This is a genomic window from Streptomyces phytophilus, from assembly GCF_013870535.1.
GTDB lineage: Bacteria > Actinomycetota > Actinomycetes > Streptomycetales > Streptomycetaceae > Streptomyces > Streptomyces phytophilus.
This window is the reverse complement of the sequence record NZ_JACBXC010000004.1, coordinates 14494-39282: the sequence shown is the minus strand read 5'-3', so window position 1 is coordinate 39282 and position 24789 is coordinate 14494. Positions and strand designations below refer to the sequence as shown.

Genomic DNA, 24789 nt, shown 5'->3' with positions numbered 1-24789 from the left:
GTGCACGGCGCCGTGGGTCCCGTGCACGCGCTCGGCGCCGATCACCATGGCGCCGGTCAGCGCACCGCTGCCGCCGGTGCCGCCGCCGGTGTCACCGGTGTCGTCGTGGGTCATGTCAGACCACCTTCTTCACGAGCTCGGCGAGCTCGGCGTGCTCGTCCTCGGTGAGATCGGTCAACGGGGGACGCACCGGGCCGGCCGGGTGGCCGGAGGTGGTGAGGCCGGCCTTGACGATCGAGACGGCGTAGCCGGGGGCGCGGTCGCGGATCGCCAGGTACGGCAGGACGAACTCGCGCAGCCGGGCGTAGACCTGGTCCTTGTCGTGGGCGCGTACCGCGGCGTAGAAGTCGACGGCCCACCGGGGAGCGAAGTTGAAGATCGCCGAGGAGTACGTGGTGGCGCCGAGTTCGAGGTAGGGCAGGGCGTAGGTCTCGGCGGTGGGGAGGCCGCCGATGAGGACGAGGCGGTCGCCGTGCTCGGCGTGCAGCGTGGCCATCAGATCGATGTCGCAGACGCCGTCCTTGAACCCGACGAAGTTCGGGAACTCCGCCACCAGGCGGGCGACGGTCCCGGCGGTGAAGCGGGCGTTGGCGCGGTGGTAGACGACCACGCCGAGGGAGGTGGCCGCGCACACCCGCGCGACGTGGGCGTGGAGGCCCTCCTGTCCGACCTCGGTCAGGTACGGCGGCAGCAGCAGGATCCCGTCGGCTCCGCTCTCCTCGGCCTGCCGGGCCATCGCGGTGGCCGTCGCCGTGCCGTAGCCGGCGGCGCCGACGACGGGCAGGCCGTCCGGGGCCTCGGCGACCGTTGCCCGCAGCACCGTCTCCACCTCGGTGTGGGTGAGGGAGAAGAACTCGCCGGTGCCGCCGGCGGCGAAGAGGCCCGCCACGTCGTAGCCGGTGAGCCGCTGTAGGTGGGCGCGGTAGGCCGGCTCGTCGAAGGCGTAGTCCGCGGTGGTGTGGGTGACCGGGAAGGACAGCAGGCCGGAGCCCAGGACGCGGCGTAGGTCGTCAGGCGAGAAACGGGCCATGGGGGTACTCCAGGATCGGATGGTGAGGCGCAGCAGATCGTCAAGCTAACAGATCAGGCACATACATGAAAACAGTGTCTGCATATGCGTACGACATGCAAGGCGTGCGCACTCTCTTGACGCCTCTCAGGGCACCCCTCTACCGTGCGTTCACCAATCGAGACAGCATCTACATCCGTGGACGCAGATGTGGATGCCACGGTGGAGGAATCCCATGTCCCCTGTTCCCGACCCCCGCCCGGCCCGTGCCGGTGGGCGCCGTCGGCGTGCGGCCGTATCGCTGGTGCTGTCCACGGCGCTGGCAGCCAGTGCCTGCACCGTGGCCAACAGCGATTCGGTGACGGCGGACGGCGACGCGCTGCGCGTCGTGCTGCCGGAGGAGCCGCCCACGCTGGAGCCGTGCGAGGCATCCCTGACCTCGACCGGGGTGGTGGTGCGGTCCAACATCACCGAGCCGCTGACCGAGCGCGACCCCGGCACCGGCGAGCTGGAGCCTAAGCTCGCGACCTCCTGGAAACGCACCTCCGGCACGGAGTGGACGTACCGCATACGCAAGGGGGTGAAGTTCAGCGACGGCTCGCGCTTCGACGCCGAGGACGCCGCCTACTCCATCGACCGGGCCGTCAACTCCGAGCTTGGCTGCAACGTGGAAGGGTACGTCTTCGGAGACGTGGACCTGAAGGTGGCGGCGCGGGACGCGCAGACGCTCACGGTGGCCACCCCGGAGGCGGATCCCATCCTTCCGCTACGGCTCTCCTTCATCGAGATGGTGCCCACGTCCACCGACTCCGAGAAGAAGGTCCGCGAGCCGATCGGCACCGGTCCCTACCGGATCGCCAACTGGGAGCCGGGGCTGCGGCTCGCCCTGGCCACGAACAAGCAGTACTGGGGCCGGGCTCCCGCCTACGGCAACGTGGACTACCAGTGGCGCACCGAGGGCAGCGTCCGAGCCGCCATGATCGCCAACGACGAGGTCGACGTCGCCACCGCGCTCAGCCCCGAGGACGGCGCCGGGGACGCCGCCGAGCAGTACCCCAACAACGAGACCACCGCCCTGCGGATGCAGGTCACCGAGCCGCCGCTGGACGACAAGCGGGTGCGCCAGGCGATCAACTACGCGATCGACCGCAAGGGCATCGTCGGCTCGCTGTTCCAGGGGAAGGCGAAGGCCGCCGCCCAGCTCGTGCCCCAGGGAGTCGTCGGATACAACGAGAGCCTGCGGCCCTGGCCGACCGACCTCGCGAAAGCCAGGAAGCTGCTGGCCGAGGCGAAGGCCGACGGGGTCGACGTGGACGAGCCGATCCGGTTGATCAGCCGGACCGCGCTGTTCCCGAAGGTCGACGAGACCGTGCAGGTCATCCAGAACCAGTTGGACGACCTCGGCCTCGACGTCGAGATCGAGATGAAGGACACCGCGGGCAGCACCGAGTTCCAGGAACGCCCCTTCCCCGAGGACGCGGGCCCCTATCTGATGCTGATCCAGCACGGCAACCAGGCGGGCGACGCCGCCTTCAGCATGGACCAGTACCTGCTCAGCAAGGGCTTCCAGAGTTCCGGCGGCACCGCCGCGTTCGACCGGAAGATCGGGGCCGCCGAGGCGAAGACCGGAGCCGAGCGCCAGGACGCGCTCGCCGAGGTCTTCACCGAGGAGCCGAACGAGATCTCCCAGTACGCCTACATCGCCCACATGTACGGCGTCATCGCCCTCGCCCCGGACGTGCGTTACCGACCGAACTCGGCAACCGGTGACGAGATGCGGATCGCCGAGTTCACACCCGCCGACTGACCACGCCCTACGGCCGGTGCCCCGCCGGCGCCGGCCGCAGGCGACCGACTCCAACCTGGGGACAGGAATGTTCCATTTCCTCCGCCGCCGCGTGCTGACCAGCATCCTGCCGCTGGTCGCCGTGCTCCTCGGTGTCTTCGTGCTCGCGAGGCTCACCGGCGATCCCGCGTCCTTGTACCTGCCCGAATCCGCCACCCCCGACCAGCGCGCGGCCTTCACCGAGCGCAACGGCTTCGACGACTCGATCTGGCAGCAGATCGCCGACTACTTCGGCGGCGTGTTCCGGCTCGACTTCGGCGAGTCGCTGCGCACCGGCGAGTCGGCGGCGACCATGGCGTTGCGGGCTTTTCCCGCCACCCTCCAGCTCGCCGGCGCCACCATGCTGATCGCCGTGGCCGGCGCCGTGGTCATCGGCAGTTGGGCGGCCTTCCGCCCCAACTCCCTGGCCGACCGCATCGCCTCGTTCCTGTCCATGACCGCCGCCAGCGTGCCGGACTTCTGGTTCGCGATCACCGGCGTGTGGATCTTCGCCGTCGGCCTCGGGGCGCTGCCCACCTCGGGCGTCAGCGACGGCATGTCGTCCTGGGTGCTGCCGGTCGCCACCCTGGCGATCCGCCCGCTTGGCGTCCTCACGCAGGTCGTGCGTGGTGCCATGGTCTCCGCGCTGTCCGCACCGTACGTGCGGCTGGCCCGCAGCAAGGGCGCGGGCGGCGTTCGGGTGGTCAGCCACCACGCCCTGCGCAACGCCGCGGCGCCCGCGCTGACCGTCGCCGGCGATCTCACCGTCTCGCTCGTCAACGGGGCAGTGGTGGTGGAGACAATCTTCGGCTGGCCGGGCATCGGGAAGCTGATGATCGACTCGATCACCGGCCGGGACTTCGCGGTGCTACAGGCCACGGTGCTGCTCACCGCGGTGACCATCTTCGTGCTCAACATCGTCATCGACGTCTGCTACGCGCTGCTCGACGCGCGCGTCCGCGAGACGGCGAGGGTCTGAGGAGGATGCCGTGAGTACCCTGTCCGACAAGGCCGCGGACGGCCGCCCCGCCACCGGCTCCGATGCTCCCGCCGGTGGTGCCGAGCCCTCCGCCCCGGCCCGCGACAGCCGGGTCGGCCTGTGGCGCATGCTCCTGCGCGACCGGGTCGCGACCGCCGCGGCCGCGGTGCTGTCGCTGATCGTGCTCACCGCGGTGTTCGGCCCACTGCTGGTCGGATCCGCCGCCACCGAGCAGCATCTCGACAACACCAACCAGCCCCCGTTCACCTTCGACGACGGGTGGCTGGGCGTCCTGGGCACCGACCCGCTCGGCCAGAGCGTGCTGGCGCGGCTCGTCGTCGCCGCCCGCACCACCTTCAGCGTGGCGGCCCCCGCGGTGGCACTCGCGCTGGCGATCGGCGCGCTGATCGGTATGTGGGCCGGCTACCACCGCGGCCTGCGGGAGACGCTCGCGATGCGCGTCGCCGACATCATCATGAGCTTCCCGTCGCTGCTGATGGCGGTCGTCGTGCTCTACGTCTTCTCGCCCAGCGTGGCCAACCTCGTCGTGGTGCTGGCCATCACCCGCATCCCGGTCTACCTGCGCACCGCCCGGGCGGAGTCCACCGAACTACAGAGCCGCCTCTTCGTCGACGCGGCCAGGACCTTCGGGACCTCCAGCAGCGCCATCATCCGGCGGCACGTGTTCCCCATCGTGCTGCCGACCCTGCTGACCCTGGCCACCCTGGAGTTCTGCTACGTCATGCTCGCGGAGTCCTCGCTGAGCTTCCTCGGCATCGGCATCCAGCCGCCCGACGTCAGTTGGGGCCTGATGGTCTCCCAGGGACGCAGCTACCTTCAGACCGCGTGGTGGCTGACGTTCTTCCCCGGCCTGGCCATCATCGTCACGACGGTGTCGGCGACCGTGCTGGCCGCCTGGGCGCGGCTGGCCACGGACCCCGCCCAGCGCTGGCGGCTGACGCTGCCGCGCCGGGCCCGCCACCGCACCCGTACCGCACCGGCACCCCAGGAGGCACAGTCGTGACCGGCACCGTCCTTGAGGTCGACGGCCTGAGCGTCGACATCCGCACCCCGCACGGCACCGTACGCGCCGTCGACAAGGTGAGCTTCAGCGCCCGGCGCGGCCGGACCCTCGCGCTCCTCGGCGAGTCCGGCTGCGGGAAGTCGATGACCGCCCAGGCCATCGTCTCGCTGCTGGACCCCACCGCCGAGGTCGCCGGGGGCCGGGTCGTACTGGACGGCACCGACCTGGTCGCGGCCGACGAGCAGACCCGCCGCGCCATGGCGGGGCCCGAACTGGCGATCGTCTTCCAGGACGCGCTGACCGCGCTCAATCCCGTCTATACGGTGGGCACCCAGCTCGCCGAGCCGTTCCGGATCCACCGCGGGCTCTCCCGCAAGCAGGCCCGCCGGGAGGCCGTCGACCTGATGGCCAGGGTCGGCATCCCCGAACCGGAGACGCGCGTCGACACCTACCCGCACCAGTTCTCGGGCGGCATGCGCCAGCGGCTCCTGATCGCCATCGCCGTCGCGCTCTCGCCGTCCGTGCTGCTGGCCGACGAGCCGACCACCGCGCTCGACGTGACCGTGCAGGCCCAGATCATGCATCTGCTGCGGGAGTTGCGCACCGAGCGGGACATGAGCGTCGTGCTCATCACCCACGACCTCGCACTCGTCGCGGAACAGGCGGACGAGGTCGTGGTGATGTATGCGGGAAACGTGGTCGAGTCCGGGCCCGTACGGGAGGTCTTCGACCGGCCCCGGCACCCGTACACCAAGGGCCTGCTGGACTCGGTGCCGGTGCACGCCGCCCGCGGCGATGACCTGAAGTCCATCGGCGGCGCCCCGCCGGACCTGCACTCCATCCCGTCCGGCTGCGTCTACCAGGACCGCTGCCCGCTGGCGCGGGACCTGTGCCGGACCTGCCGGCCCGAGCCCGCCGAGGTCGCGCCCGGGCGGACGGCCGCCTGCCATTTCTCTGCCGAGGTGAAGTGATGACTCACACAGCCGACACCGGCACAGTCGATCCGGCCGGCCCGGCCGGCGAGCCCCTGCTCCAGGTGCGCGACCTGACCAAGACGTTCCCCATCCGCAGCGGCGGCCGGACGCGGCGACTGCGCGCGCTGGGCGGCATCTCCTTCGACCTGCGACGCGGCGAGACCCTCGGCCTCGTCGGAGAGTCGGGCTGCGGCAAGTCCACCCTGGCCCGCACGCTGCTCATGCTGGAGCGGCCCGACAGCGGCACGGTCCGCTTCGACGGGGTGGACCCCTTCACACTCAGGGGAGCCCGACTGCTCCAGTGGCGGCGCAGGGTACAGATGGTCTTCCAGGACCCGTTCGCCTCTCTCAACGCCCGGATGACCGCGGGCGACATCGTGAGCGAGCCGTGGCGCACCCACAAGGACCTGTTCCGATCCGCCAAGGAGCGCAGCGCACGGGTGCGGCAGTTGCTCGGCCTGGTCGGGCTGCGTGCCGGCGACGAGAACCGCTATCCGCAGGAGTTCTCCGGCGGCCAGCGGCAGCGGATCGGGATCGCCCGCGCGCTCGCGCTCGACCCGGACGTGATCGTCTGCGACGAGCCCGTCTCCGCGCTCGATCTGTCCGTACAGGCCCAGGTGCTCAACCTCCTGAACGACCTGCAACGGCAGCTCGGCGTCTCCTACCTCTTCATCTCGCACGACCTGTCCGTGGTGCGGCACGTCGCGGACCGGGTGATGGTGATGTACCTCGGCGGGATCGTGGAACAGGGCGGCACCGAGGCCGTCTTCGGCCGCGCCCTGCACCCGTACAGCGCCGCACTCATGTCCGCCGCCCCCTCGCTCGACAGCGACGGACGCAGCGAGCAGATCATCCTCAAGGGCGAGCTTCCCTCCCCGCTCTCCCCACTGTCCGGCTGCCGCTTCCGCACCCGGTGCTGGAAGGCGACCGACGAGTGCGCCGCGGCGTCGCCGGAGCTGACCCCCGACCCCGACGACGACGGGCACACCGCCGCGTGCTTCCACCCGATGGGGGAGGGGGCCGAGCCGGTGCCGGCGGGCCGGGGAGCGCGGTGACGCTCACCGGCTATCTCGTGATCGCGGTCGCGGTGGTGCTCGCGTCCTGCTTGCAGGCGTCCATCGGCTTCGGCATGGGGATGTTCGCGGCGCCGGTGGTGGCGCTGGTCGACCCCGCCCTCATCCCCGGCACGCTCATCATGCTGGCGGTCATGGTCACGCTGCTGGTGACCATGGCCGAGCGGGAGCACATCGATCTGCGCGGCACCGGCTGGGCGCTCGTCGGCCGGGTGCCGGGCACCGTGGCGGGGGCACTGCTGGTGGCGGTGCTGCCGGCACGCGGCCTCACCCTGCTGCTCGCGGGCGTGGTGCTGTTGGGCGTCGCACTCGCCGCGTTCGGCTGGGCGCCGAGCCCGCGCCGACAGAACCTCGTGCTGGCCGGCTCCGCGTCCGGGTTGCTGGGCACGGCCACGTCGATCGGCGGACCGCCGATGGCGCTGGTGTGGCAGGGCAAGGACGGCCCGATGCTGCGCGGCACGATGAGCGGCTTCTTCCTCATCGGCTCCGTGCTGTCGGTGGGGATGCTCGCGCTCACCGGCTCCATCGGCACGGACACGCTGGTGATGGCCGCCCTGCTGACACCCGGGCCGCTGCTGGGGTACGCGCTGTCACGCCATGTCAACCGGCTCCTCGACAAACGGCGGCTGCGTTGGTCCGCCATCGTGATGTCGGCGCTGGGAGCCGTGCTGCTGATCGGCAGCCAGGTGATCTGAGGGGCCCGGTACCCCGCTGCCCCCGGGCGGCCCCGGGAGGCCGGTACCACCGGGCGGTTCAGGGTGCGACGACGTTGCGCAGCGGCCGCCCCTCGGCGAGCGCGTCGACGTTGTCCCGGATGTCGCGGGCCCGGCCGCGGAACGTCTCCTCGGTATGGCCCGACTGGTGCGGGGTGAGCACCACGTTGTCGAACCCGGTGAAGTCCAGGCGCGACGGCGGCGGCGCCCCGGGCTCGCGCGGGTTGCGCCACCACACGTCGACGGCGGCGCCGGCGATGGTCCGCTCGGACAGCGCGGCGTGCAGCGCCTTCTCGTCCACCACCGGCCCGCGGGCGACGTTGACAAGGACGGCGGACGGCTTCATCGCGGCCAGTGCCGCCGCGTCCACCAGGCCGCGGGTCTCCTCGCTCAGCGGCACGGTCACCACGACCACGTCGCAGCCGCCGAGCAGCTCGTGCAGCCGGTCCCGGCCGCCGACCCAGTCGACGTCCACCCCGGCGGGCAGCGGCGCGGCCGGGTCGCGCCGTACCGTACGTACCCGCATCCCGAGCGCAGTGGCGGTACGCGCCACCGCGGCGCCGATCTCGCCGAGGCCGAGGACGCCGAGGGCCCGGCCGGCGAGGACGCCGCCGAACGGATAGGAGTCGTCGACGACCGCGTTGCGCCAGACGCCGGCGCGCATGTTGCGCTCCGCCCGCGCGACGTCGCGCAGGAGCATCATCGACACCATCATCACGTGCTCGGCGATCGAGCGGCCGTGGTGGAAGGTGTTGGCGACCTGGACGCCGGGGCCGAGCGCGGCGAGGGGGATCCTGTCGTAGCCGGCGCCGGTGACGTGCAGCAGCCTGAGCTGCGGCATCCCCGCCAGCAGCTCGACGGGCGCCGCCGAGCACACCAGGACGTCCGCCGTCGCCGCCGCGGCGCGCACCGCGGATTCGTCGCCGGAGGCGGGTGACCTGCCGTACGCGAAGGTCCAGCGGTGCGCCGGCCCCGCGCCCTTCGCGGTGAGCACGTCCCGGAACCGGCCCATCACGGGCTCGGTGACCAGGACGTGCAGCGGCGTGCTCACCACCGCGGGCTCGACGGCTCGAAGCCGGGCTCGAACCGGCGCATGCAGCCGGTGTCGTCGCGCTCCCGGATGCCGCAGTCGACGTACCGGCGGTGCAGCCGGGCGAGCGCGTCCCGGTCACCGAGTCCGTACGCCCCGCTGTCGGTCACCACCTCGACGACCGTGCGCAGGGCGAAGGGCTCGTGCACCCCGACGGTGTTGAGCAGAGGGAGGTCGCGGAAGGCCACCGGGGTCACCCGTACGTCGGCGATCCGGTGCTTCCCGGCAGGCACCGGCGGGGCGCCCGGGTCACCTGGAGCAGAAGGGGGCATGGCGGCATCCTGCCATGAGTCTACGAATGAAGACAATGCCTGCGTATGAGGATCCCCTTTTGTTTGGTTTCGTATGCGGATGCAAGCTGTATCCATGGAGGGCGGTCACCATCCGATGTCCGTCCCGTATGATGGAGCGCACTTTCTCAAGGGGTGACGGATTGGTGGAAAGCGACACCACGACGGGGGTGCCCGAGCCGAAGTCCGGCCGCGGCCCCGTCAAGTCGGCCGAGCGCACGGCCCGGATCATGGAGGCGCTGGCCGAGTCCGCGGACGCGTTGAGCCTGAGCCAGCTCCAGGAGCGCACCGGCTATCCGCGCTCCAGCCTCTACGCGTTGCTGCGCACGCTGACGTCCCTGAAGTGGATCGAGACCGCGGACGGCGAGCAGACCTACGGCGTCGGCCCGCGCGCCCTGCTCGCCGGCACCGCCTATCTCGACCACGACCCCGCGCTTCCCTTCGCCGTCCAGCAGCTCGAAAGCCTGCGCGCCGCCACCGGCTACACCGCGCACTACGCGCGCCTGGACGCACCCCACATCATCTACCTGGCCACCAGGGACGTCACCGAGCCCAAGCGTCTGGTCTCCCGGGTCGGGCGGCAACTGCCCGCACACGCCACCGCGCTGGGCAAGTCGCTGCTGGCCGAACGCACCCCGGAGGAGGTGAACGCGATCCTCCCCGACGAGCTGCTGACCCCGCTGACGGAGCACACGGTCGCCACCCGCTCCGCGCTGCACGTGGAGCTGGAGACGAGCCAGGCCCGCGGCTGGGCGCTGGAGCGGGAGCAGAACACCCCGGGGCTCTGCTGCGTCGCGACCTCGGTCGGCTACCGCATCCCGGCCACGGACGCGATCAGCTGCTCGATGCCGGCGTCCCGCGCGTCCGACCGCGAGGTCGCCCACGTCGCCGAGACGATGCTTCAGCACGCCAACGAACTGGCCCAGACGCTGCGCCGCAAGGGCATCAGGTAGCGGGGAGACCGGCGCCGGGAAGGCGCCGGGCGACGCGTGGCCGGTGGTGGGGGCCCTGGTCTTCGTGAGCGGGTGGCGATTCGGGCAGCCACGGACCGGGTTCGCCGGTGCGGCGGGCGCAGTATCGGATCGAAGTCCCCGGCGAACCTGGCCAACCGAGCGGTCGCCACGCCGGCACAGCGCGACGATCCCGGCCCTGAACTCCGACGTGCACGAACGGCGAGCCGAGGCTTCTTCGCTGGTGTGCGGGGATGAACGATCGGCCCGGGGGATCCTCGGAGCATCCGCTTGCACGTACACTTGGCGCATGGGTTGTACACGTGTCGTGAGGGAGTGCCTTCGGCAGACTCCCCGTATGTGCGCCCTTTGTCCCGCGACCGTGGCCCACACCGAGGAGCCGAACGCCGTCTGCCGGGCGTTGTACGGCCACGGCTAGCGACGCCCACCGGGCTTCCCCCACTGTTCTCCGCTCCGTGGACCTTCTTTCCGCGCGGACTGCCCTGCTCCCGCACCGAGAGCACCGTAGGACCATCCTCCCGAGCTGACCTGTGGCGTCCGGCTCGACGCGCACATTCCTGACCGCTTGGGTCCGCCGCACCTGCCGCGCCTGCCGCACCACCCGTTCCACACCCCCCCGGGCTTCGGCGTGCCACCGTCGACGCCCATCTCTCGGCAACAGCCGGACGAACGGCCTAGCCACACCCCTGAAAGGGCCCCTGTGAAGTTGAGTGAGTTGCTGGCCGGGCACGACTACGAGGTACTTCAGGGCGATCCGGAGACAGAGATCACCGCGGGCACGTCCATCGACGCCCACCGGGTGTCTCCGGGGTCGTTGTTCATCGCCGTGCCCGGCCACCGCGGGGGCGGCCCCGAGTCCGTCGGACCGGCGCTCGCTCGTGGTGCGGTGGCGATGCTCGTCGATGGCGGGACATCGGACCTGCCCCGATCGGTCCGGGTGCCGGCCGGGGGAGTCTGCCTCGTCCGCGTGCCGGACACACGCATGGCCGCCGCCATCACCTCCTCTCGCTACTACGGCGAGCCCGGGCGGCAGATGGACATGGTGGCCGTCACCGGCACCAACGGAAAGACATCGGTGTCGTACATGGTCGAGTCCATGCTGCGAATCGCCGAGGGCGCCAGGGTCGGAGTGATCGGGACGGCCGGCAGCCGGATCGGCGACGAGTTGATCCCCATGCCGAGGTCGGCGCTGACCACGCCGGAGTCCCCGGACTTCCAGTATCTGCTGGGATGCATGCGCGACCGCGGAGTCGGCAGCGTGGTTCTGGAGGCCACGTCGATGGGCCTGCTGACCAACCGGGTGGACCACTCGTTCATCGATGTTGGCGTCTTCACCAACCTGACGCAGGATCACCTGGACGACCACGGCACGATGGAGAACTACCGGGACGCCAAACTGCGGCTGTTCCAGGGCCTGTGCCGACGCGCGGTGGTCAATGCCGACGACCCGGTGGGTACGCGAATCCCCGCGATGATGCCCGGTGCGGTGTCCACGTACGCTCTTGACGCGGAGGCGGACTACTGGGCGACCGACCTCACCATGGACGCCCTCGGCACGCATTTCACCCTCCACCACGCCGATCAGAAGTATCCCGCGATGATCCCCCTGCCCGGCCGGTTCTCGGTCGCCAACGCCCTGGCCACCCTCGCGACCTGCCACCTGCTCGGGCATGACCTCGAAGGGCTGGTCGCGGCCCTCGAACAGATGCCCCCCATCCCCGGGCGCTTCGAACGCTTCGAGACCCCGAGCGGCACATCCGTGATCGTGGACTACGCCCACTCCCCCGACTCCCTGGACAAGGTCCTGACCACCATCAGGGGTTTCGCCCCCGCCCAGGTCATCACCGTCTTCGGCTGCGGCGGGGACCGGGACAACACCAAGCGCGCCCGGATGGGGGAGATCGCAGGACGCCTCTCCGACCTGTGCGTCCTCACCTCGGACAACCCCCGCGGCGAGGACCCCGAGATGATCATGGACGAGATCACTCCGGGCCTCACGGCGACCGGCACACCGTTCGAACGCGTCGCTGACCGCCGCCGGGCGATCTCCCGCGCTCTGGCCGTCGCCGACCGGCACGACATCGTCCTGATCGCGGGGAAGGGCAGCGAGCCGTACCAGATCGTCGGCGAGCGGTTGCTCCCGTTCAGCGACATGGCGACGGTTCGCGAGCTTGCGGCGCCTACGCGGTAGGAGCGCGCTGCTACCGGACGCCCACAAGGCTGTCCTCGGAGCCGGGGAACGTAGGGAAACCCCGTTCACCATCGCCGCAGAAACCCTTCGCCCCGTCCTTCCCGGACAGGGCGAAGTCGTCTACGGGCCGGACAGGGCCGGATTACGTGTGCGGATCGGCCGGGTCGTCATCGAGGCGAGTCCGGTGGCCTTCGGTGACGAACGGCCACGGGCAGGCGTAGAGATCGACATTCGCCCATTCACACGGCACCTCCCGACCTGCTGGTGGATTCGGTGGAGTGTGCAAGGAGTCCTGGAGCGGGTCGGTTGCTCCGCATGCGACTCGGCCCACTGCGGCCAGTCCGCCCCATCCGTGGCAACCGGTGCGTCGCCGGCTCGGACGCGGGCCCGGCAGAAGGTGCGGATCCCGGCGGCCTCCCGCCAAGCCCGCACCTGCCCGGTCGGAACCGCCGCCCGGTGGTGCTCGATCCGCTGCTCTCGCGAGCCGGCGCGACGGCATGGCCACCGGGTGTCCGCGGGGCGGCTGCCACACCGCCGTCGCCGTTACGACCAGCACGGACGGTCTAACCTCCGGGCGTCGAACTCGGCTCCTCGCCCCAGACCAGCTCTCCCGAGTCGTAGAGCGAGATGTTCTCGGCGGGGGTCGGCTGGTTGGTCAGGCCCTGGTACGACCAGTCGTCGGTGGGGTCCCAGCCGGTGCCCCCGGTGATGCGGAACTGCACCTCGGCGCGGTGCTGGGACTGGCCGCCGGGAAAGATCGCCTTCCCGGTGCAGTCCAACTCCACGTAGTAGAGGTCGCCCACCGCCTGGAAGGGCCCGCGCAGCGGTGAGGGGCACTCGCTGTAGCCGGAGAACAGGGTGAGGTCCGCCGGGTCCACGCCCTCGTCGAGGGTGAACCAGTAGCGGAAGGCGCCCTGGTCCAGCGTTCGTGCGGGGAAGCCGCTGCGGTTGCGGACGGTGGCCTTGACCTCGGTGAATCCCGCGCCGACGGCGTTCAGGGACGCCTCGACGTACATTTCCGGGCCGTCGGGCTCCTCGGGCTGCGGGAACTCGGGCAGCGGGGTGCCGCCGCGCCGTTCGACGAGGGCGGCGAGCGCGCCGGACAGGCCGGCGTTGTAGTCGGTGGCGACCTCGTTGGCGACGTAGTCCTGACGGTCGTCGGTGTACTCGTCGTCGGGGCCGGAGGGGCCGCCGACCAGGGCGCCGTAGAGCACGTGGCGGTTGGTCTCGGGTGCGGTGAGCTGGTCGGTCCAGGAGCCGTGGGCGGTGCGGTGGTGCGGGTTGCGCGGCGGGTTGGCGCCGAAGCCGACGACGTAGCTGGAGCCGCGCGGGTTGTCGCCGAGCATGTAGTCGATCTGGCGCTCGCCGAACGTGCGGTAGCGCGTCGCCCGGTCCGGGTCGGTGCCGGCGAGCCAGTCGGAGTAGACCAGGGCGACGAAGGCGGTGTTGGCGGCGTAGCGCAGCGAGCCCCAGGTGTCGAGGACGGCCTGGCCACCGGGCGAGTACGGCACGCGCTGGCCGCCCACGCCGGTGGTCCAGTAGTCGAGCCAGCGGTTGGCGTCCTGGACGTACCGGTCGTCGCCGGTCTCCATGGCCAGCAGTGCATAGGCACCGTACGCCTTGTTGTCCCACGCCATGGTCCAGCGGTAGCTGCGGGTGTCGGTCTGCGGCTCGGTGCCGAGGCGGTCGTACTCGGTCTCGGCCTTGGCGAGGTAGGAGGCGTCGCCGGTCGCCTTGTAGAGCCAGTACGCGCCCCAGACGAGCTCGTCCTGGTAGCCGGACCAGGAGCGGTAGAAGTTACCGGCGGGCACGCAGTCCGAGTAGACGCCCCGGTGGGTGTCGGCGAAATCGTACAGCTCCTCGGCGTGCCGGACGAGGGTCGCGGCGTACGACGGGTCGTCGTCGGCGAAGAGCAGCGAGGACGACGCCATGGCGGCGGCGGTCTCGCCGGCGACGTCCGATCCCGGACAACCGGGGTGCACCCGGTAGGACGGCCGCTCCATCGGCATGACCTCGGCCGGTCCCCACCACCGGTGGTCGGCGTCGCCGTCGCCGACCTGGGCGTAGAGGACGTCGGGCTCGGGGTGCGCGCGGATGAAGTAGTCGTTGACCCAACGCAGGTTGTCCTTGAGGTACGCGAGCTGGCCCGACTGCCGGTAGCCGTCCTCCGCGGCCAGCCCGCCCCAGGCCAGCAGTGTGGTCGAGAACGCCATCGGGAAGCCGAACTTCACGTGGTCGCCGGCGTCGTACCAGCCGCCGGTGAGGTCGACGCCGACGTCGGAGCCGTCGTCGAGCGCGGAGTCGCCGCGCCAGTTGACGCGGTTGCCGGCCGGGAGGTCGCCGGAGCGCTGCGCCTCGTAGAAGAACATCGACTTCTGTAGTGCCTCGGCGTAGTTGAACCCCGCCTCCGTGGACTCGTCGGCGTCTGCCGCGGGCGGGGCGAGCAGCCCACCGCCGAACACCACGCCGGCGATCAGCCCGACGACGAGCCCGGACCGGCCGCGACTCCATCGGCGGGGGCCCCTGCGGGCGGGACGGGCGGATGCGGAAGTCGGCATGCGGCGGCCCTTCTGATTCCGTGGTCAGCGGGATCCCGGCATGAAATGGGAGCGCTCCCAATCCGCTTCCATGCTCCTCTTGTGCCGTGCTCACGTCAATGATGCGAGCGGCGGATGAGATGCCCGGCGCCGATGGTGACGGCCCGGCGGGGGGCGGCCCGGTGGCGGGGTGGCCCGGCAGGGGCCGGTCGGGCAGTGGGTGTACGGTCTCGCAGCGCTCCATCGTGCGGCTGCCGCCGTGTCTCACACGTGGTTGGACTCCCGCTCCGGGCCGATCGAACGCTCGATCCGGTCGCAGGTGCCGCACCCGCGTGCGGGTGCCACCGGCCGGCAGGTCCCACACGCCATGTCCGCGACGGCACAACACGCGGCAGCCGGTGGTGGCCGCCCGGGATCAGGAGCGATGGAGAGGCAGTCCGAAGGGACGGGGACAGTGGCCGGGGGCCGGGTCACGTCCGTGCCGGATGCGCGAGCGCGTCGACGGTCGCGGCGAACAACCACGGCAGCCGCCGCGCCGCGGGCACCAGTGCTGCCCGGACCGGGGGCATCCTCGTCGCGCCGAGCAGCGCCCGGGTCAGCCAGCGATATCGCCGGGTGATTCGCCACCACTCCCGTTCGTAGGCCATCAGGTCGCCGCTCACGACTGCTCGCACCGCCGCCGACGCCTGGGCGAGCGCCAGCGCGATGCCCTCGCCGGTCAGCGCGTCCACGTAGCCGGCCGCATCGCCGACGAGCAGCACCCGGCCGGCCGTGCGCGCGCTCGCATCCTGGCGGAGCGGGCCCGCCCCGCGCACCGGCCCGGCGGTGCCGACTCCGGCCAGCCGCTCCAGCAACGCGGGGAAGGCGGCAAGGTGGTCGTCGTACGGTCTGCGGGCGGTGGTGAGCACCGCGACGCTTACGAGGTCGTCGGCCACCGGCGTCACATAGACCTCCGCGTCACGGGCCCAGTGCACCTCGACGTAGTCGCTCCAGGGGGCGAGCCTGTAGTGACGCCGCAGCCCGTGCCTCAGGCGGGCCCGGTGAGGCCGGTGCAGGCCCAGGGCTCGGCGGATCGGAGAGTGCAGGCCGTCGGCAGCGGCGAGGTGGCCGGTGCGGGTCCCGTCGACCACGACACCGTCGTCGTCCTGCTCGACACGGCGCACCGTGCGCTGCTCGACCCGCACGCCCGCGTCCAGCGCCGCCTCGCGCAGCGCCGTGTGCAGCGCGGTGCGGCGCACCCCGCGGCCCGGGCCCGCCCGGAAGTCTGCGTCGACCCGGTGCGGTCCGGCGACGTACCGGATGCCCCGCAGGTCGTGCCCCGGCGGGTGTACGCCGAGCGCCGCCAGGGCGGCGACGGCACCCGGCATCAGCCCTTCGCCGCACGCCTTGTCGACGGTGCCGGCGCGCTGCTCCCAGACGGCGACGTCGAGCCCCGCCCGGGCCGCGTGCACGGCCGTGGCGAGACCCGCGGGTCCGGCGCCGGCGATGAGCAGGTCCATGCGCGCCTCCTCAGGCCAGCCGTGCCAGGGCGGCGTCCTCGACGCGCATGCGGGTGGTGAGCAGGAACCCGTTCAGCATGGTGAAGACGACTGCCGTGATCCAGGCCGAGTGCACCAGCGGCAGCGCGAGGCCCTCGACGACGACGGCGACGTAATTCGGGTGCGAGAACCAGCGGTAGGGGCCGCCGGTCACGCGCGGACTGCCGGGCACAACGATCACCCGGGTGTTCCACTGCCGGCCCAGGGTGGCAATGCACCACCAGCGCAGCGCCTGTGAGGCCGCGACGAGCAGGAGCATGGCCCAGGCGAGGACCGGTGCGGTGTCCGGCCGCCGCACCCACACCTCCACGAGCGCGCCGGCAAGCAGGCCCGTGTGCAGCACCACCATGAACGGGTAGTGGCCTCGCCCGGACTCCACGCCGCCCCGCGCGATGCTCCAAGCGGCGTTGCGCTGGGAGACGACAAGTTCGGCGACCCGCTCCAGGCCGACGGCCAGGACCAGGGCGGTGAACAGGACCTCGCCGCTCACCTCTCACCCCCGGGGGCGCGCAGGAGGACGAGTTCAGAGCAGAAGCCGGGGCCCATGGCAAGCATGAGCCCGTGGGATCCGGGCGGGGGCGGGCGGTGGGCGAGCGTGTCCGCCAGGACGTGCAGCACCGAGGCGGAGGACAGGTTGCCGATCCGGCGCAGCGAGTCCCAGGTCAGCCTCAGGGCGTCCCGCTCGACGCCGAGGGCTTCCTGCAGGGCCTCCAGGACCTTGGGGCCGCCGGGGTGTGCGACGTACCAGCCGAGGTCCTCGCCGGTCAGTCCGTGGTCGGCGAGGAAGCCGCGGACGTCTTCGCCGACGTACCGGCGCACCAGGTCGGGGACCGAGGAGTCGAGCACGATCCGGAAGCCGCCGGCACCGATGTCCCAGCCCATCGCGCGCTCCGATTCGGGGTAGAGACGGCTGCGCGAGGCGAGCACCTCGGGGCGGGCGGGGTCGTCGGACTGCGCAAGCGGGTGTTCGGGGCCGACGGCGACCACCGCCGCGGCACCGTCCCCGAACAGACCGCTTGCCACGAGGTTGGCGAACGAGGTGTCGTCACGCTGAAGGGTGAGCGAACACAGTTCGACCGACATCAGCACCGCGACCCCGTCCGGGTCGCTGCGCAGCAGGTCGCGCAGGCGGGCGATGCCGGCCGCGCCGGCGACGCAGCCAAGGCCGACGAGGGGCAGGCGCACCACGTCGGGGCGCAGCCCGATCTCCGCCGCGACGCGGGCTTCGAGCGAGGGAACGGCCAGGCCGGTCACCGTGCACGACACGATGTAGTCGACGTCGGCCGACGTGAGGCCGACGTCCTTGAGCGCTTCGACCACCGCGCGACTGCCGAGTTCGACGCCGGCCCGGATGAAGACGTCGTTCGACCGGCCGAAGTCCCCGAGCCGGGCGTACTCCTCCAGCGGGAGCACGGTGTGCCGGCTCTCGACGCACGCGTTGCGGTGCAGCCGCTCGACGACGCGGCGATCGAGCGTGCCCTCGGCCAGCGCGGTGGCGAATGACTCGGTGATCTCCTCCTGCCGGTAGCGGTGCTCGGGCAGGACGCCGTGCACGCTGAGGACGCGTATGGTCATGCTGGCTCCCGGGTCGGGCCGATCGGACGAGTGGGTACGACAAGCGCCCGGCCGAGGCCGAGCGCGACGGTGCGGGTGAGCGGGTGCTGACGCCATCAGCCGGCCACGAGCAGCACGACGTCGAGCAGGGCGATGGCCAACGCGGCCCGGAAGGGGGTGCGCCCCCGGGCGGCCAGCGTGAACACCGCGAGGACGACCACCGGTGCGAGGGACGCCCCTGCCCACCACGAGGGGGTACCGGCGGGACCGAGCACGGCGAGCAGCGAGGCTGCCGGCAGCAGCACCGCGGCCAGGACGCGCGAGCGCCGTCCGCCGAGCCGGTGGGGCAGGCTGCGGACGCCGGTGCGTGCGTCGTCGGCGAGGTCGGGCAGGGCGTTGAGCAGATGCGCCCCGACGCCGAGCGCGGCCCCGGCACCGGTCATCCACAGCGGTGCCCAGACCGGGGTGGGGCCGGCGAGGGCGACGATCGACGGGAGCGTCCCGAAGCCACTGACGTACGGTACCCAGGACCACGAGGTGGCCTTGAGCCCGAGGTTGTAGACGTGGCCCGCACCGGTGCCGAGGACGACGTTGACCAGCGCACTGCGCCAGCCGCAGAGCACGGACAGTACGAGACACGCGAGCGCGGCGGTGGCCACGGCACGCACCGCCCAGCCGACCGGGAGGGCGCCGGTGGCCAGCGGCTTGTCGGTGCGGCCGACGACACGGTCGCGAGAGAGATCGCGCAGGTCGTTGCCCCAGCCGATCGTCAACTGACCGGTGAACACCGCCCCGGTGACGACGACGGCGTCGAGCGGCTGCAGGTCCGCGCGGACCGCGAGCAGGGCCGTGACGGCGGTGACCGCCAGGGCGGGCCCGCCGTGGGCTGCGGCGAGCAGCGCAAGCACGGGCGACGGTCCGGGGCGCGCCTGAGCGGAATCGGTGGTCACGGGAGCCGCCGCACCGCCACCGGACCACGGTGGGTGGCGTCGCCAAGCGCGCCAAGCCCGGTGCGCGGCTGCCACACGGGCGCCCCGCCGGACGCGGCCTCCCTCATGCCCCCGACCACCCCGGCAGGCGCGTCCGGGCCGTCCCGAAGGCCATGCCCGGCCACCCGGTGCCGAGCTGCTGCAGGCGCGCATGCCAGGCAGCCGGCATGACGGCGCGTACCGCCGCAAAGGGCACGTGCACCGGCCTGGCACCGAGCGCGTCCGCGATGACCGCCGCGCTCACAGGCGTATCGGCGGTGAGATGGAAGGGATCCGCCACGCGCCGGCGGAGCGCCACGGCGACATCGTCGGGTGAACCGTGGCGGTAGTCAGCCCTCGGTTCCTCAGCAGGGCCGGCAGCGGGCCGAGCGCCCCGCTGAGTACGAGGGCGGGCACTGCGTACCGGAGCGGGGAGCAGGCCGGCGCCACCCTGCCCGGCGATCACCCGGCTGATACCGCCGATTCCGAGTTCGGTGAGGCAGGCGGGGTCGTGGGGCAGCTGAAGGCCCCGAGCCGCGAGGCCGTAGGCGTCCTTGACACGCAGACCTTGCACGACGACGGAACCGATGGTCCGGCTCGCCCCGGTAATCGCGACACGCATGCACATCAGGTGCCCCGTCGCTCCTCCGCTCACACGAGGCGTTCCGGCATCCGGCGAACACGGCAGTTGGGCCGACTCCTCCGCCCGCTTCGATCCGCTCGCCGTCTGGGACCTCTTCATCCTCGCCAAGGAGCGCCGGGCCTTGCCATTGCGCCTGCCCTCCGCCTCGGGCTCCGTACCGCCATGGCGCGCCGTTGAGTTGCTCGCCCTGCCCGCAGGGGCCGCCCCGCATCCCACGATCCAGGCGTGGCCGGTGCTCACCCACGCCCCTCGCCGCCGCAGAACGCGGCGTGCTTTCCGGCGGCCGACAGATGCGATGCCCAGATGGTGTAGTGCTTGGCGACATGTCTCGCGGGCGTGCCAGCGCCCAGGCCGGATCCCTCCATTTGCTGTCCCGGGCCGGCCGCCCTCGGCGTCGCCGATATCAAGGGCGGCGGCAAAGGCGCTACTCCCAGGCTGACACGCCTTCGATCGTGTCGGCGATCAGCGTGAGGAGGTGCTCCATGGCGCGGTCCAGCAACCCCTCGATGGGCACTGCATGGCGGCGGCTTCGGTGGTGGCGGCCAGTGGGCGGCGGTGAGCGTGCCCAGTGAGGCGATGACGAAGCCGCGTCGGTCCGGCGAAACTCCTGCTGCGTCCTCCAGGGCCTTCGCGGTACTCGCCAGTGTCCGGGGCAGATTGTCCCGCCCGGACGGAGTCCTGGTGCTGCGCAGGCGGTGGGGACACGCTGCGGTCTCGCGGAGCGGCTCGGCGCGGGCTGAGCGTTCTACGATGGCAAGTGCCCCCTTCCGGGGTGGTGGCCGGCAGGGTTCCCGAACGTTCCCATGGTCCGTGGGAGTGACCGGGCTACGGCCTGGCCCTGTAGGCGCTCAGCACTCCTGCGAGGCCGCGGGAGTGCTGAGCACGCACATCCTGGCTGGCGGGCTCGGCGGGCCGTTCGTTGATGGTCAGGCCCGCGGCCCTGAACCGGGTGAGGCGCTGGTCCGGGACGGTGAAGCGGTCCGGGTCGGCCGCCGCCCAGTCTCGCGGTCCAGGCCGGGCGGCTCGGCCAGCAGCTGCCCGGGAACGCGGACCGTCCTCCGCTTCGGAGGGCGTTTTTGGATCGCCGTGTTGGTGTGCTCCCAGATCTCCACCGGGTCGTGCTCGACCCAACCGGACTGCGGCGGGATCTGATGGCGCTCGACGAGTGGCTGCACGGCCACCTCATGCCTGCGTGATCGAAGATCATGAAGCGCGTGCTGGTGGTCCCCCGGTCCAGTGCCGACGAATTCGGGCATGGTTGTCGCCTCCTCTCCTGGCCCTGGTGTCATCACGCTCTGGGGGACGTTTCGGGTCAGGCAGGGCGCCCGCACCGAACCATCGAATGAGTCCGGTGCGCGCGCCCGTGGAGTACGGTCATCCGGGTGCTGCCACTGCCGCACGGAGCCTGCTTCGTGTTCTACGGCTCCTCGGTGGCGGGACCTTCTTCGGGCTCTACGCTCCTGGCCTTGATCAGCGGAGAGATGAGAAGGTCGTACACCGCGACACCGGCGAGTCCGCCGATGAGCGGGCCGACAATGGGGATCCACCAATAGCCGCTGAACCACTCGAACGTACCGGGGAAGGCAATAGAGCCCCAGCCTTCGAAATACGTAAACAATCGGGGGCCGAAGTCACGTGCGGGATTGATTGCGTACCCTGCGTTTGTGCCGAAGGTCAACCCGATCGCGACGACCACCAAACCGATGAGGAACGGATGGAGATTGGACATCGGGGCAGTATTGCGCTTGTCGATGAGTGCGCAGATCAGCAGAAGCAGGATGCCGGTCCCCACGATCTGGTCGAGCAAGGGACCCCACCAGGAGTCTCCGAAGTATTCGGCGGGGAACGTGGCGAAGATCGAGTATGTGGGCAGCGATTTGTCCCGCGTGACACCCGCCTTTGTGATGGCCGCGTCGATGGCCCACCTGTAGGTCGCGTAGACGAGCGCGGCGGCGACGAAGGCGCCCACGACCTGCGCCAACCAGTAGGGCAGGACCTTCCTCCAGGGGAAATCCCGTCGAGCCGCGAACCCGAGGGTCACTGCGGGATTGATGTGGGCTCCACTGATACCTCCTGCCACATACACGCCGAATACCACGGCGAGGCCCCATCCCCACGAGATGATGAGCCAGTTGGCGGGCCCGAAGTCGCCGGTTTGCCGGCCTGATCCCGGCAGACCGGCGACTGCGACAGCCACCGACCCGACACCCAGCAGAATCAGGACGAACGTGCCCAGGAACTCGGCAGCCATCTCGCCGCCGAGTCCTTCTCGATATCCGCGTCGACGAACGATGCGTTCAGCCATGTACCCTCCTCGGTCAGAAAGCAGCGGAGCTTTCAATTCCTCACCCGAAACGCAGGGTAATTCGGGGTGGACGCGCCGGTGAGTCCGCAGATTTCACCTATACGGAGCAACCCGCGCGACAGGAAGTGAGGCTATGGCGCAGGGAGTTCAATGAAGGCGGGTGCGAGGGGGCATGAAGGTAATCTCTGCTCAGCGGGCGGGTATCAGTGACGGCGGCCTCCGGTGCCCGCATCCCCTACGCCGAACTGCGACGGCTGGAGGGCGCTGGCCTGGTCGCCCGGGACACCAGCCGCCCCAGAACGTCGGCCAGCCCGTCACCTCGACCGACCCCGGCGGCGACGGGGGCGCCCACGGTCGTCCACACTGGGCCGGAGACGAGGCGCGCAGGCAGCCGGCGTTGGGAGGCCCCGCGCGGAGATGCAGACTGTTCATCCGAAGGACACGTGATCACGCGTGGTCGTCGTGCCGACCCGGACAACGGAGCCGGCGGCCGAACAGCGTGTGGAGCTCGTCCAACTGCCGGGCTGTCAGGCGTGGTGCACCGAGCGGGCCGGGCTCATGGACGTGGTGGACCGGTCCCCGTCAGGGTCGGTGACAGTACTGCGCAAGGTGACCGTGGTGCGGTCGACCTGCCGGACGCCGCCGGTCTTGGCGAACGGCGGCCCGGCCTGGAGATCCTTGCCCGACGCCCGGACCTCGCGTGCGTTTTGCGGAGGACCGGCGACGGGCGCGAGGCAGGGCTGTGCTGGCGCGGCTGGAATGCTGCCTGTCTGACAGCGTCATGGAGTCAGCAGCACCTGTACCGTCGGGGCGAAGCGCCGCACCACGTCCTCGATCGCCCTCGCGCGCAGCTCGGGGCCGCGCGCGATCCCGTACATCACGCCCAGGCCCACCAGCTGGGCCACCGCCAGTTCGGCACGCAACCCGGCGTCGGGGCCGGCCAGGCGGAGGGCGAGATGATCCACCACCTGGGTACGGAAGTTCACCCGCAGGACATCGCCGTCCTGGCCGTGCAGCGGAGCGAAAGCGATCCGCAGGAGCGGGTCGACACCCCGTTCGCGCTGGCCTTCGAGGATGTGCCGGACCATGTGGGCACCCAGCTCGCCGAGGGGGGCATCCAGCAGAGCACTGGCGTCGGTTTCGAAGGACATGACTCCGGCGAACAGGGCGTTCTTGTTGCCGAAGTACTTCACGATCAGCGGTGGGCTCACCCCGGCGCGTTCGGCAACGTCCTTCAGGGTGATGTCGGCGTGCGGGCGCCGGGCCAGCAGGTACCGGGCCGCGCGGAGGATGGCGAGCTTGCTCGTCTCGGCGTCCCGCCGGGGGGCGGGTGCGGGGGTGCTCATGCCCTTACGCTCCCTTCTCGGTCCTCTCCGGGGCGACGGCGGGGGCCCTGCGGCGTGCCTGGCGCTGCGGTTCGGCCACCGCCGCGTCGCGCGGGATGACCAGGGCTGCGGCGCATGCCACGAGGGCGATGGCGCCGGCCATGGTGAATGTCAGCAGGTAACCGTGCAGCGTGGCGACCTGGGCACCGCCCACTTCACTGGTGTGGTGTACCAGGATGGCTGCGACGGCGGCGCTGGACGTGGCCTGGCCGATCGTGCGCATCAGAACGTTGACGCCATTGGCGGAGGCCGTCTGCTCCGCCGGGACGGCGCGCAGGATCAGGGTGGGGAGCGCCGAGTAGGCCAGGGTGGTGCCGGTCGAGACCACCGTCGCACCCGCAATGATCATCCACAGATCGCGGCTGTCGGCGATGCGCACCGCATAGCCGCAGGCGATGACGGCAGCGCCCAGCGCCAGGGTGACGCGCGGCCCGCGGGCCTCGGAGATCCGGGCGGAGACAGGCGAGAACAGGAGCATGGTGATCCCGCCGGGCAGCAGGCACAGGCCGGTGGCGACGATGGACAGTTCGAGCCCGTAGCCGGTGGCCTTCGGCGCCTGCACCAACTGGGCCGTCACCAGGGTGTTGGCGTAGAACGCGAAGCCGGTGAGCAGGGCGGTCACATGCGGCAGGCCGACCCGCGGCCGTGCTGCGAGTCGCAGATCCACCAGTGGTGCCTTCGCGCGCAGCTGATGCCACGACCACAGGGCCAGGACCACCACGGCGCCGAGGAAGAGGACGAGGACGCGGCCGCTGGTCCAGCCCCACTGCCCGCCCTGGGAGACGCCCAGCAGCAGGCACACCAGACCAGCGGCGAGCCCCAGGGTGCCGACGACGTCGAAGCGGCCCGGCTCGCGGACCGGCGACTCCCGTACCGCCCAGGCGACGGCTGCGACCCCCAGCGCGCCCAGGGCGCTGGTCAGCCAGAACATCACATGCCAGTCGGCGTACTGGATCACCAGGGCAGCCAGCGGCAGGCCGAGGGCGGCACCGATCCCGACGGTGGAGCTCATCATCGCGACGGCCGATCCGCGGCGTTCCGGCGCCAGTTCGTCACGCAGGATACTGATCGACAGCGGTACCACGGCCGCCGCCGCACCCTGTAGCGCACGGGCCGTGATGATCACGGTGATATCGGAGGAGACCGCGCACATCACCGACCCGACCGTCATCAGCGCCAGCGCCGAGATGAGCACCCGCTTCTTGCCGTACATGTCGCCGGCCCGGCCGAGCACCGGAGTGAGTACGGCGCCGGCGAGCAGTGTCGCGGTCACCGTCCAGGACACCGTTCCCGCCGAGGCGCCGGTAAGCCTTGGCAGGTCCGGAAGGAGCGGTACGACGACGGTCTGCATGACCGCCATCAGGATCCCGCCGAAGGCCAGTGACGGGATGGTGAACCGACCCCGCAGGCCGGGTATCGGGGCGGGTTCCGTCATTTACGCGCTCTCCGGCGACTCGGCACGATACGGTGAATTCCCATTCACCGTATCAGGTGAATGGGAATTCACCTATACGGAACCAAAGCACCCAGTTCATCGGTAACCCCAAGTCGCGCTCCCGCACCCACGAGACCGCCCACCTGCTGGTTGCGCCGACTGCGTGCGGCCGCCGGGGAAACCTGCACCAACCAGCCGGTGTTCGACGCGCGGACAACCCTGACTGCGCCTGGTCGTCGACCACCTCACGGGCAACGGCGGACGCGTTCATCGCCGCACACCGGA

19 protein-coding genes and 2 pseudogenes are annotated in these 24789 nt (G+C 71.3%); 8 read left to right on the top strand and 13 right to left on the bottom strand.

Annotation, left to right across the window (positions count from 1 at the left end; all coding sequences use genetic code 11):
* Positions 1–115: 115 nt before the first annotated feature.
* Positions 116–1030: a 5-dehydro-4-deoxyglucarate dehydratase gene (kdgD, locus tag H5J30_RS00860; protein ID WP_181785194.1), complete on the bottom strand. Its 915-nt coding sequence runs from the start codon at positions 1028–1030 to the stop codon at positions 116–118.
* Positions 1031–1349: 319 nt separating this feature from the next.
* On the opposite strand from kdgD, the gene H5J30_RS00855 reads away from it, so the two are divergent.
* The 6 genes from H5J30_RS00855 to H5J30_RS00830 all read left to right on the top strand — a co-directional run bounded on the left by H5J30_RS00855 (position 1350) and on the right by H5J30_RS00830 (position 7579).
* Positions 1350–2816 carry an ABC transporter substrate-binding protein gene (locus H5J30_RS00855; RefSeq protein ID WP_309505385.1) on the top strand — a complete coding sequence of 489 codons (1467 nt, stop codon included), beginning with the start codon at positions 1350–1352 and terminating at the stop codon, positions 2814–2816.
* A gap of 67 nt (positions 2817–2883) precedes the next feature.
* Positions 2884–3813, top strand: coding sequence for an ABC transporter permease (locus H5J30_RS00850; protein ID WP_181785192.1), 930 nt, complete (start codon positions 2884–2886; stop codon positions 3811–3813).
* Positions 3814–3823: 10 nt separating this feature from the next.
* Positions 3824–4837, top strand: a complete 1014-nt coding sequence (locus H5J30_RS00845; protein WP_309505384.1) for an ABC transporter permease — start codon at positions 3824–3826, stop codon at positions 4835–4837.
* Positions 4834–5808 (top strand): ABC transporter ATP-binding protein, encoded by a 975-nt coding sequence (locus H5J30_RS00840; protein WP_181785191.1) that lies wholly within the window; start codon positions 4834–4836, stop codon positions 5806–5808. The genes H5J30_RS00845 and H5J30_RS00840 overlap by 4 nt, the downstream gene beginning before the upstream one ends.
* Positions 5808–6866, top strand: coding sequence for an ABC transporter ATP-binding protein (locus H5J30_RS00835; protein ID WP_181785190.1), 1059 nt, complete (start codon positions 5808–5810; stop codon positions 6864–6866). The genes H5J30_RS00840 and H5J30_RS00835 overlap by 1 nt, the downstream gene beginning before the upstream one ends.
* On the top strand, positions 6863–7579 hold the full coding sequence (locus H5J30_RS00830; RefSeq protein ID WP_181785189.1) for a sulfite exporter TauE/SafE family protein: 717 nt from the start codon (positions 6863–6865) through the stop codon (positions 7577–7579). The genes H5J30_RS00835 and H5J30_RS00830 overlap by 4 nt, the downstream gene beginning before the upstream one ends.
* Before the next feature lie 58 nt (positions 7580–7637).
* Here H5J30_RS00830 and H5J30_RS00825 read toward each other — a convergent pair whose 3' ends face one another.
* The gene (locus H5J30_RS00825) at positions 7638–8648 is read right to left on the bottom strand and encodes a 2-hydroxyacid dehydrogenase (RefSeq protein ID WP_309505383.1); all 1011 of its coding nucleotides are present in this window, start codon (positions 8646–8648) and stop codon (positions 7638–7640) included.
* Positions 8649–8764: 116 nt separating this feature from the next.
* Positions 8765–8959: pseudogene (locus H5J30_RS37605) on the bottom strand (hypothetical protein); the annotation flags it as partial.
* 164 nt (positions 8960–9123) lie between these two features.
* Between H5J30_RS37605 and H5J30_RS00810 the strand changes: the two are divergent.
* Both H5J30_RS00810 and H5J30_RS00805 read left to right on the top strand, forming a co-directional pair.
* The gene (locus H5J30_RS00810) at positions 9124–9930 is read left to right on the top strand and encodes an IclR family transcriptional regulator (RefSeq protein ID WP_309505386.1); all 807 of its coding nucleotides are present in this window, start codon (positions 9124–9126) and stop codon (positions 9928–9930) included.
* 718 nt (positions 9931–10648) lie between these two features.
* Complete coding sequence (locus tag H5J30_RS00805; RefSeq protein WP_181785188.1) at positions 10649–12139, top strand: UDP-N-acetylmuramoyl-L-alanyl-D-glutamate--2,6-diaminopimelate ligase; 1491 nt, start codon at positions 10649–10651, stop codon at positions 12137–12139.
* A gap of 563 nt (positions 12140–12702) precedes the next feature.
* On the opposite strand, the gene H5J30_RS00800 is transcribed toward H5J30_RS00805, so the two are convergent.
* The 10 genes and pseudogenes from H5J30_RS00800 to H5J30_RS00760 form a co-directional block, all read right to left on the bottom strand.
* Complete coding sequence (locus H5J30_RS00800) at positions 12703–14697, bottom strand: glycoside hydrolase family 9 protein (RefSeq protein WP_181785187.1); 1995 nt, start codon at positions 14695–14697, stop codon at positions 12703–12705.
* A 449-nt stretch (positions 14698–15146) separates the two neighbouring features.
* The gene (locus H5J30_RS00795; RefSeq protein ID WP_181785186.1) at positions 15147–16175 is read right to left on the bottom strand and encodes an NAD(P)/FAD-dependent oxidoreductase; all 1029 of its coding nucleotides are present in this window, start codon (positions 16173–16175) and stop codon (positions 15147–15149) included.
* Positions 16176–16185: 10 nt separating this feature from the next.
* Positions 16186–16704, bottom strand: coding sequence for an isoprenylcysteine carboxyl methyltransferase family protein (locus tag H5J30_RS00790; RefSeq protein ID WP_181785185.1), 519 nt, complete (start codon positions 16702–16704; stop codon positions 16186–16188).
* Positions 16701–17789, bottom strand: coding sequence for a type III polyketide synthase (locus H5J30_RS00785; protein ID WP_181785184.1), 1089 nt, complete (start codon positions 17787–17789; stop codon positions 16701–16703). The genes H5J30_RS00790 and H5J30_RS00785 overlap by 4 nt, the downstream gene beginning before the upstream one ends.
* 95 nt (positions 17790–17884) lie before the next feature.
* Positions 17885–18718 (bottom strand): UbiA family prenyltransferase, encoded by an 834-nt coding sequence (locus H5J30_RS00780; RefSeq protein WP_309505382.1) that lies wholly within the window; start codon positions 18716–18718, stop codon positions 17885–17887.
* 103 nt (positions 18719–18821) lie between these two features.
* Positions 18822–19358 carry a hypothetical protein gene (locus H5J30_RS00775; protein WP_181785200.1) on the bottom strand — a complete coding sequence of 179 codons (537 nt, stop codon included), beginning with the start codon at positions 19356–19358 and terminating at the stop codon, positions 18822–18824.
* A 1066-nt stretch (positions 19359–20424) separates the two neighbouring features.
* Positions 20425–20635 (bottom strand): annotated as a pseudogene (locus tag H5J30_RS37600) (FGGY family carbohydrate kinase); the annotation flags it as partial.
* Between the two features lie 161 nt (positions 20636–20796).
* On the bottom strand, positions 20797–21684 hold the full coding sequence (locus tag H5J30_RS00770) for an MIP/aquaporin family protein (protein WP_181785182.1): 888 nt from the start codon (positions 21682–21684) through the stop codon (positions 20797–20799).
* A gap of 779 nt (positions 21685–22463) precedes the next feature.
* On the bottom strand, positions 22464–23030 hold the full coding sequence (locus tag H5J30_RS00765) for a TetR/AcrR family transcriptional regulator (RefSeq protein WP_181785181.1): 567 nt from the start codon (positions 23028–23030) through the stop codon (positions 22464–22466).
* 4 nt (positions 23031–23034) lie between these two features.
* Complete coding sequence (locus tag H5J30_RS00760; protein WP_181785180.1) at positions 23035–24504, bottom strand: MFS transporter; 1470 nt, start codon at positions 24502–24504, stop codon at positions 23035–23037.
* Positions 24505–24789 lie beyond the last annotated feature (285 nt).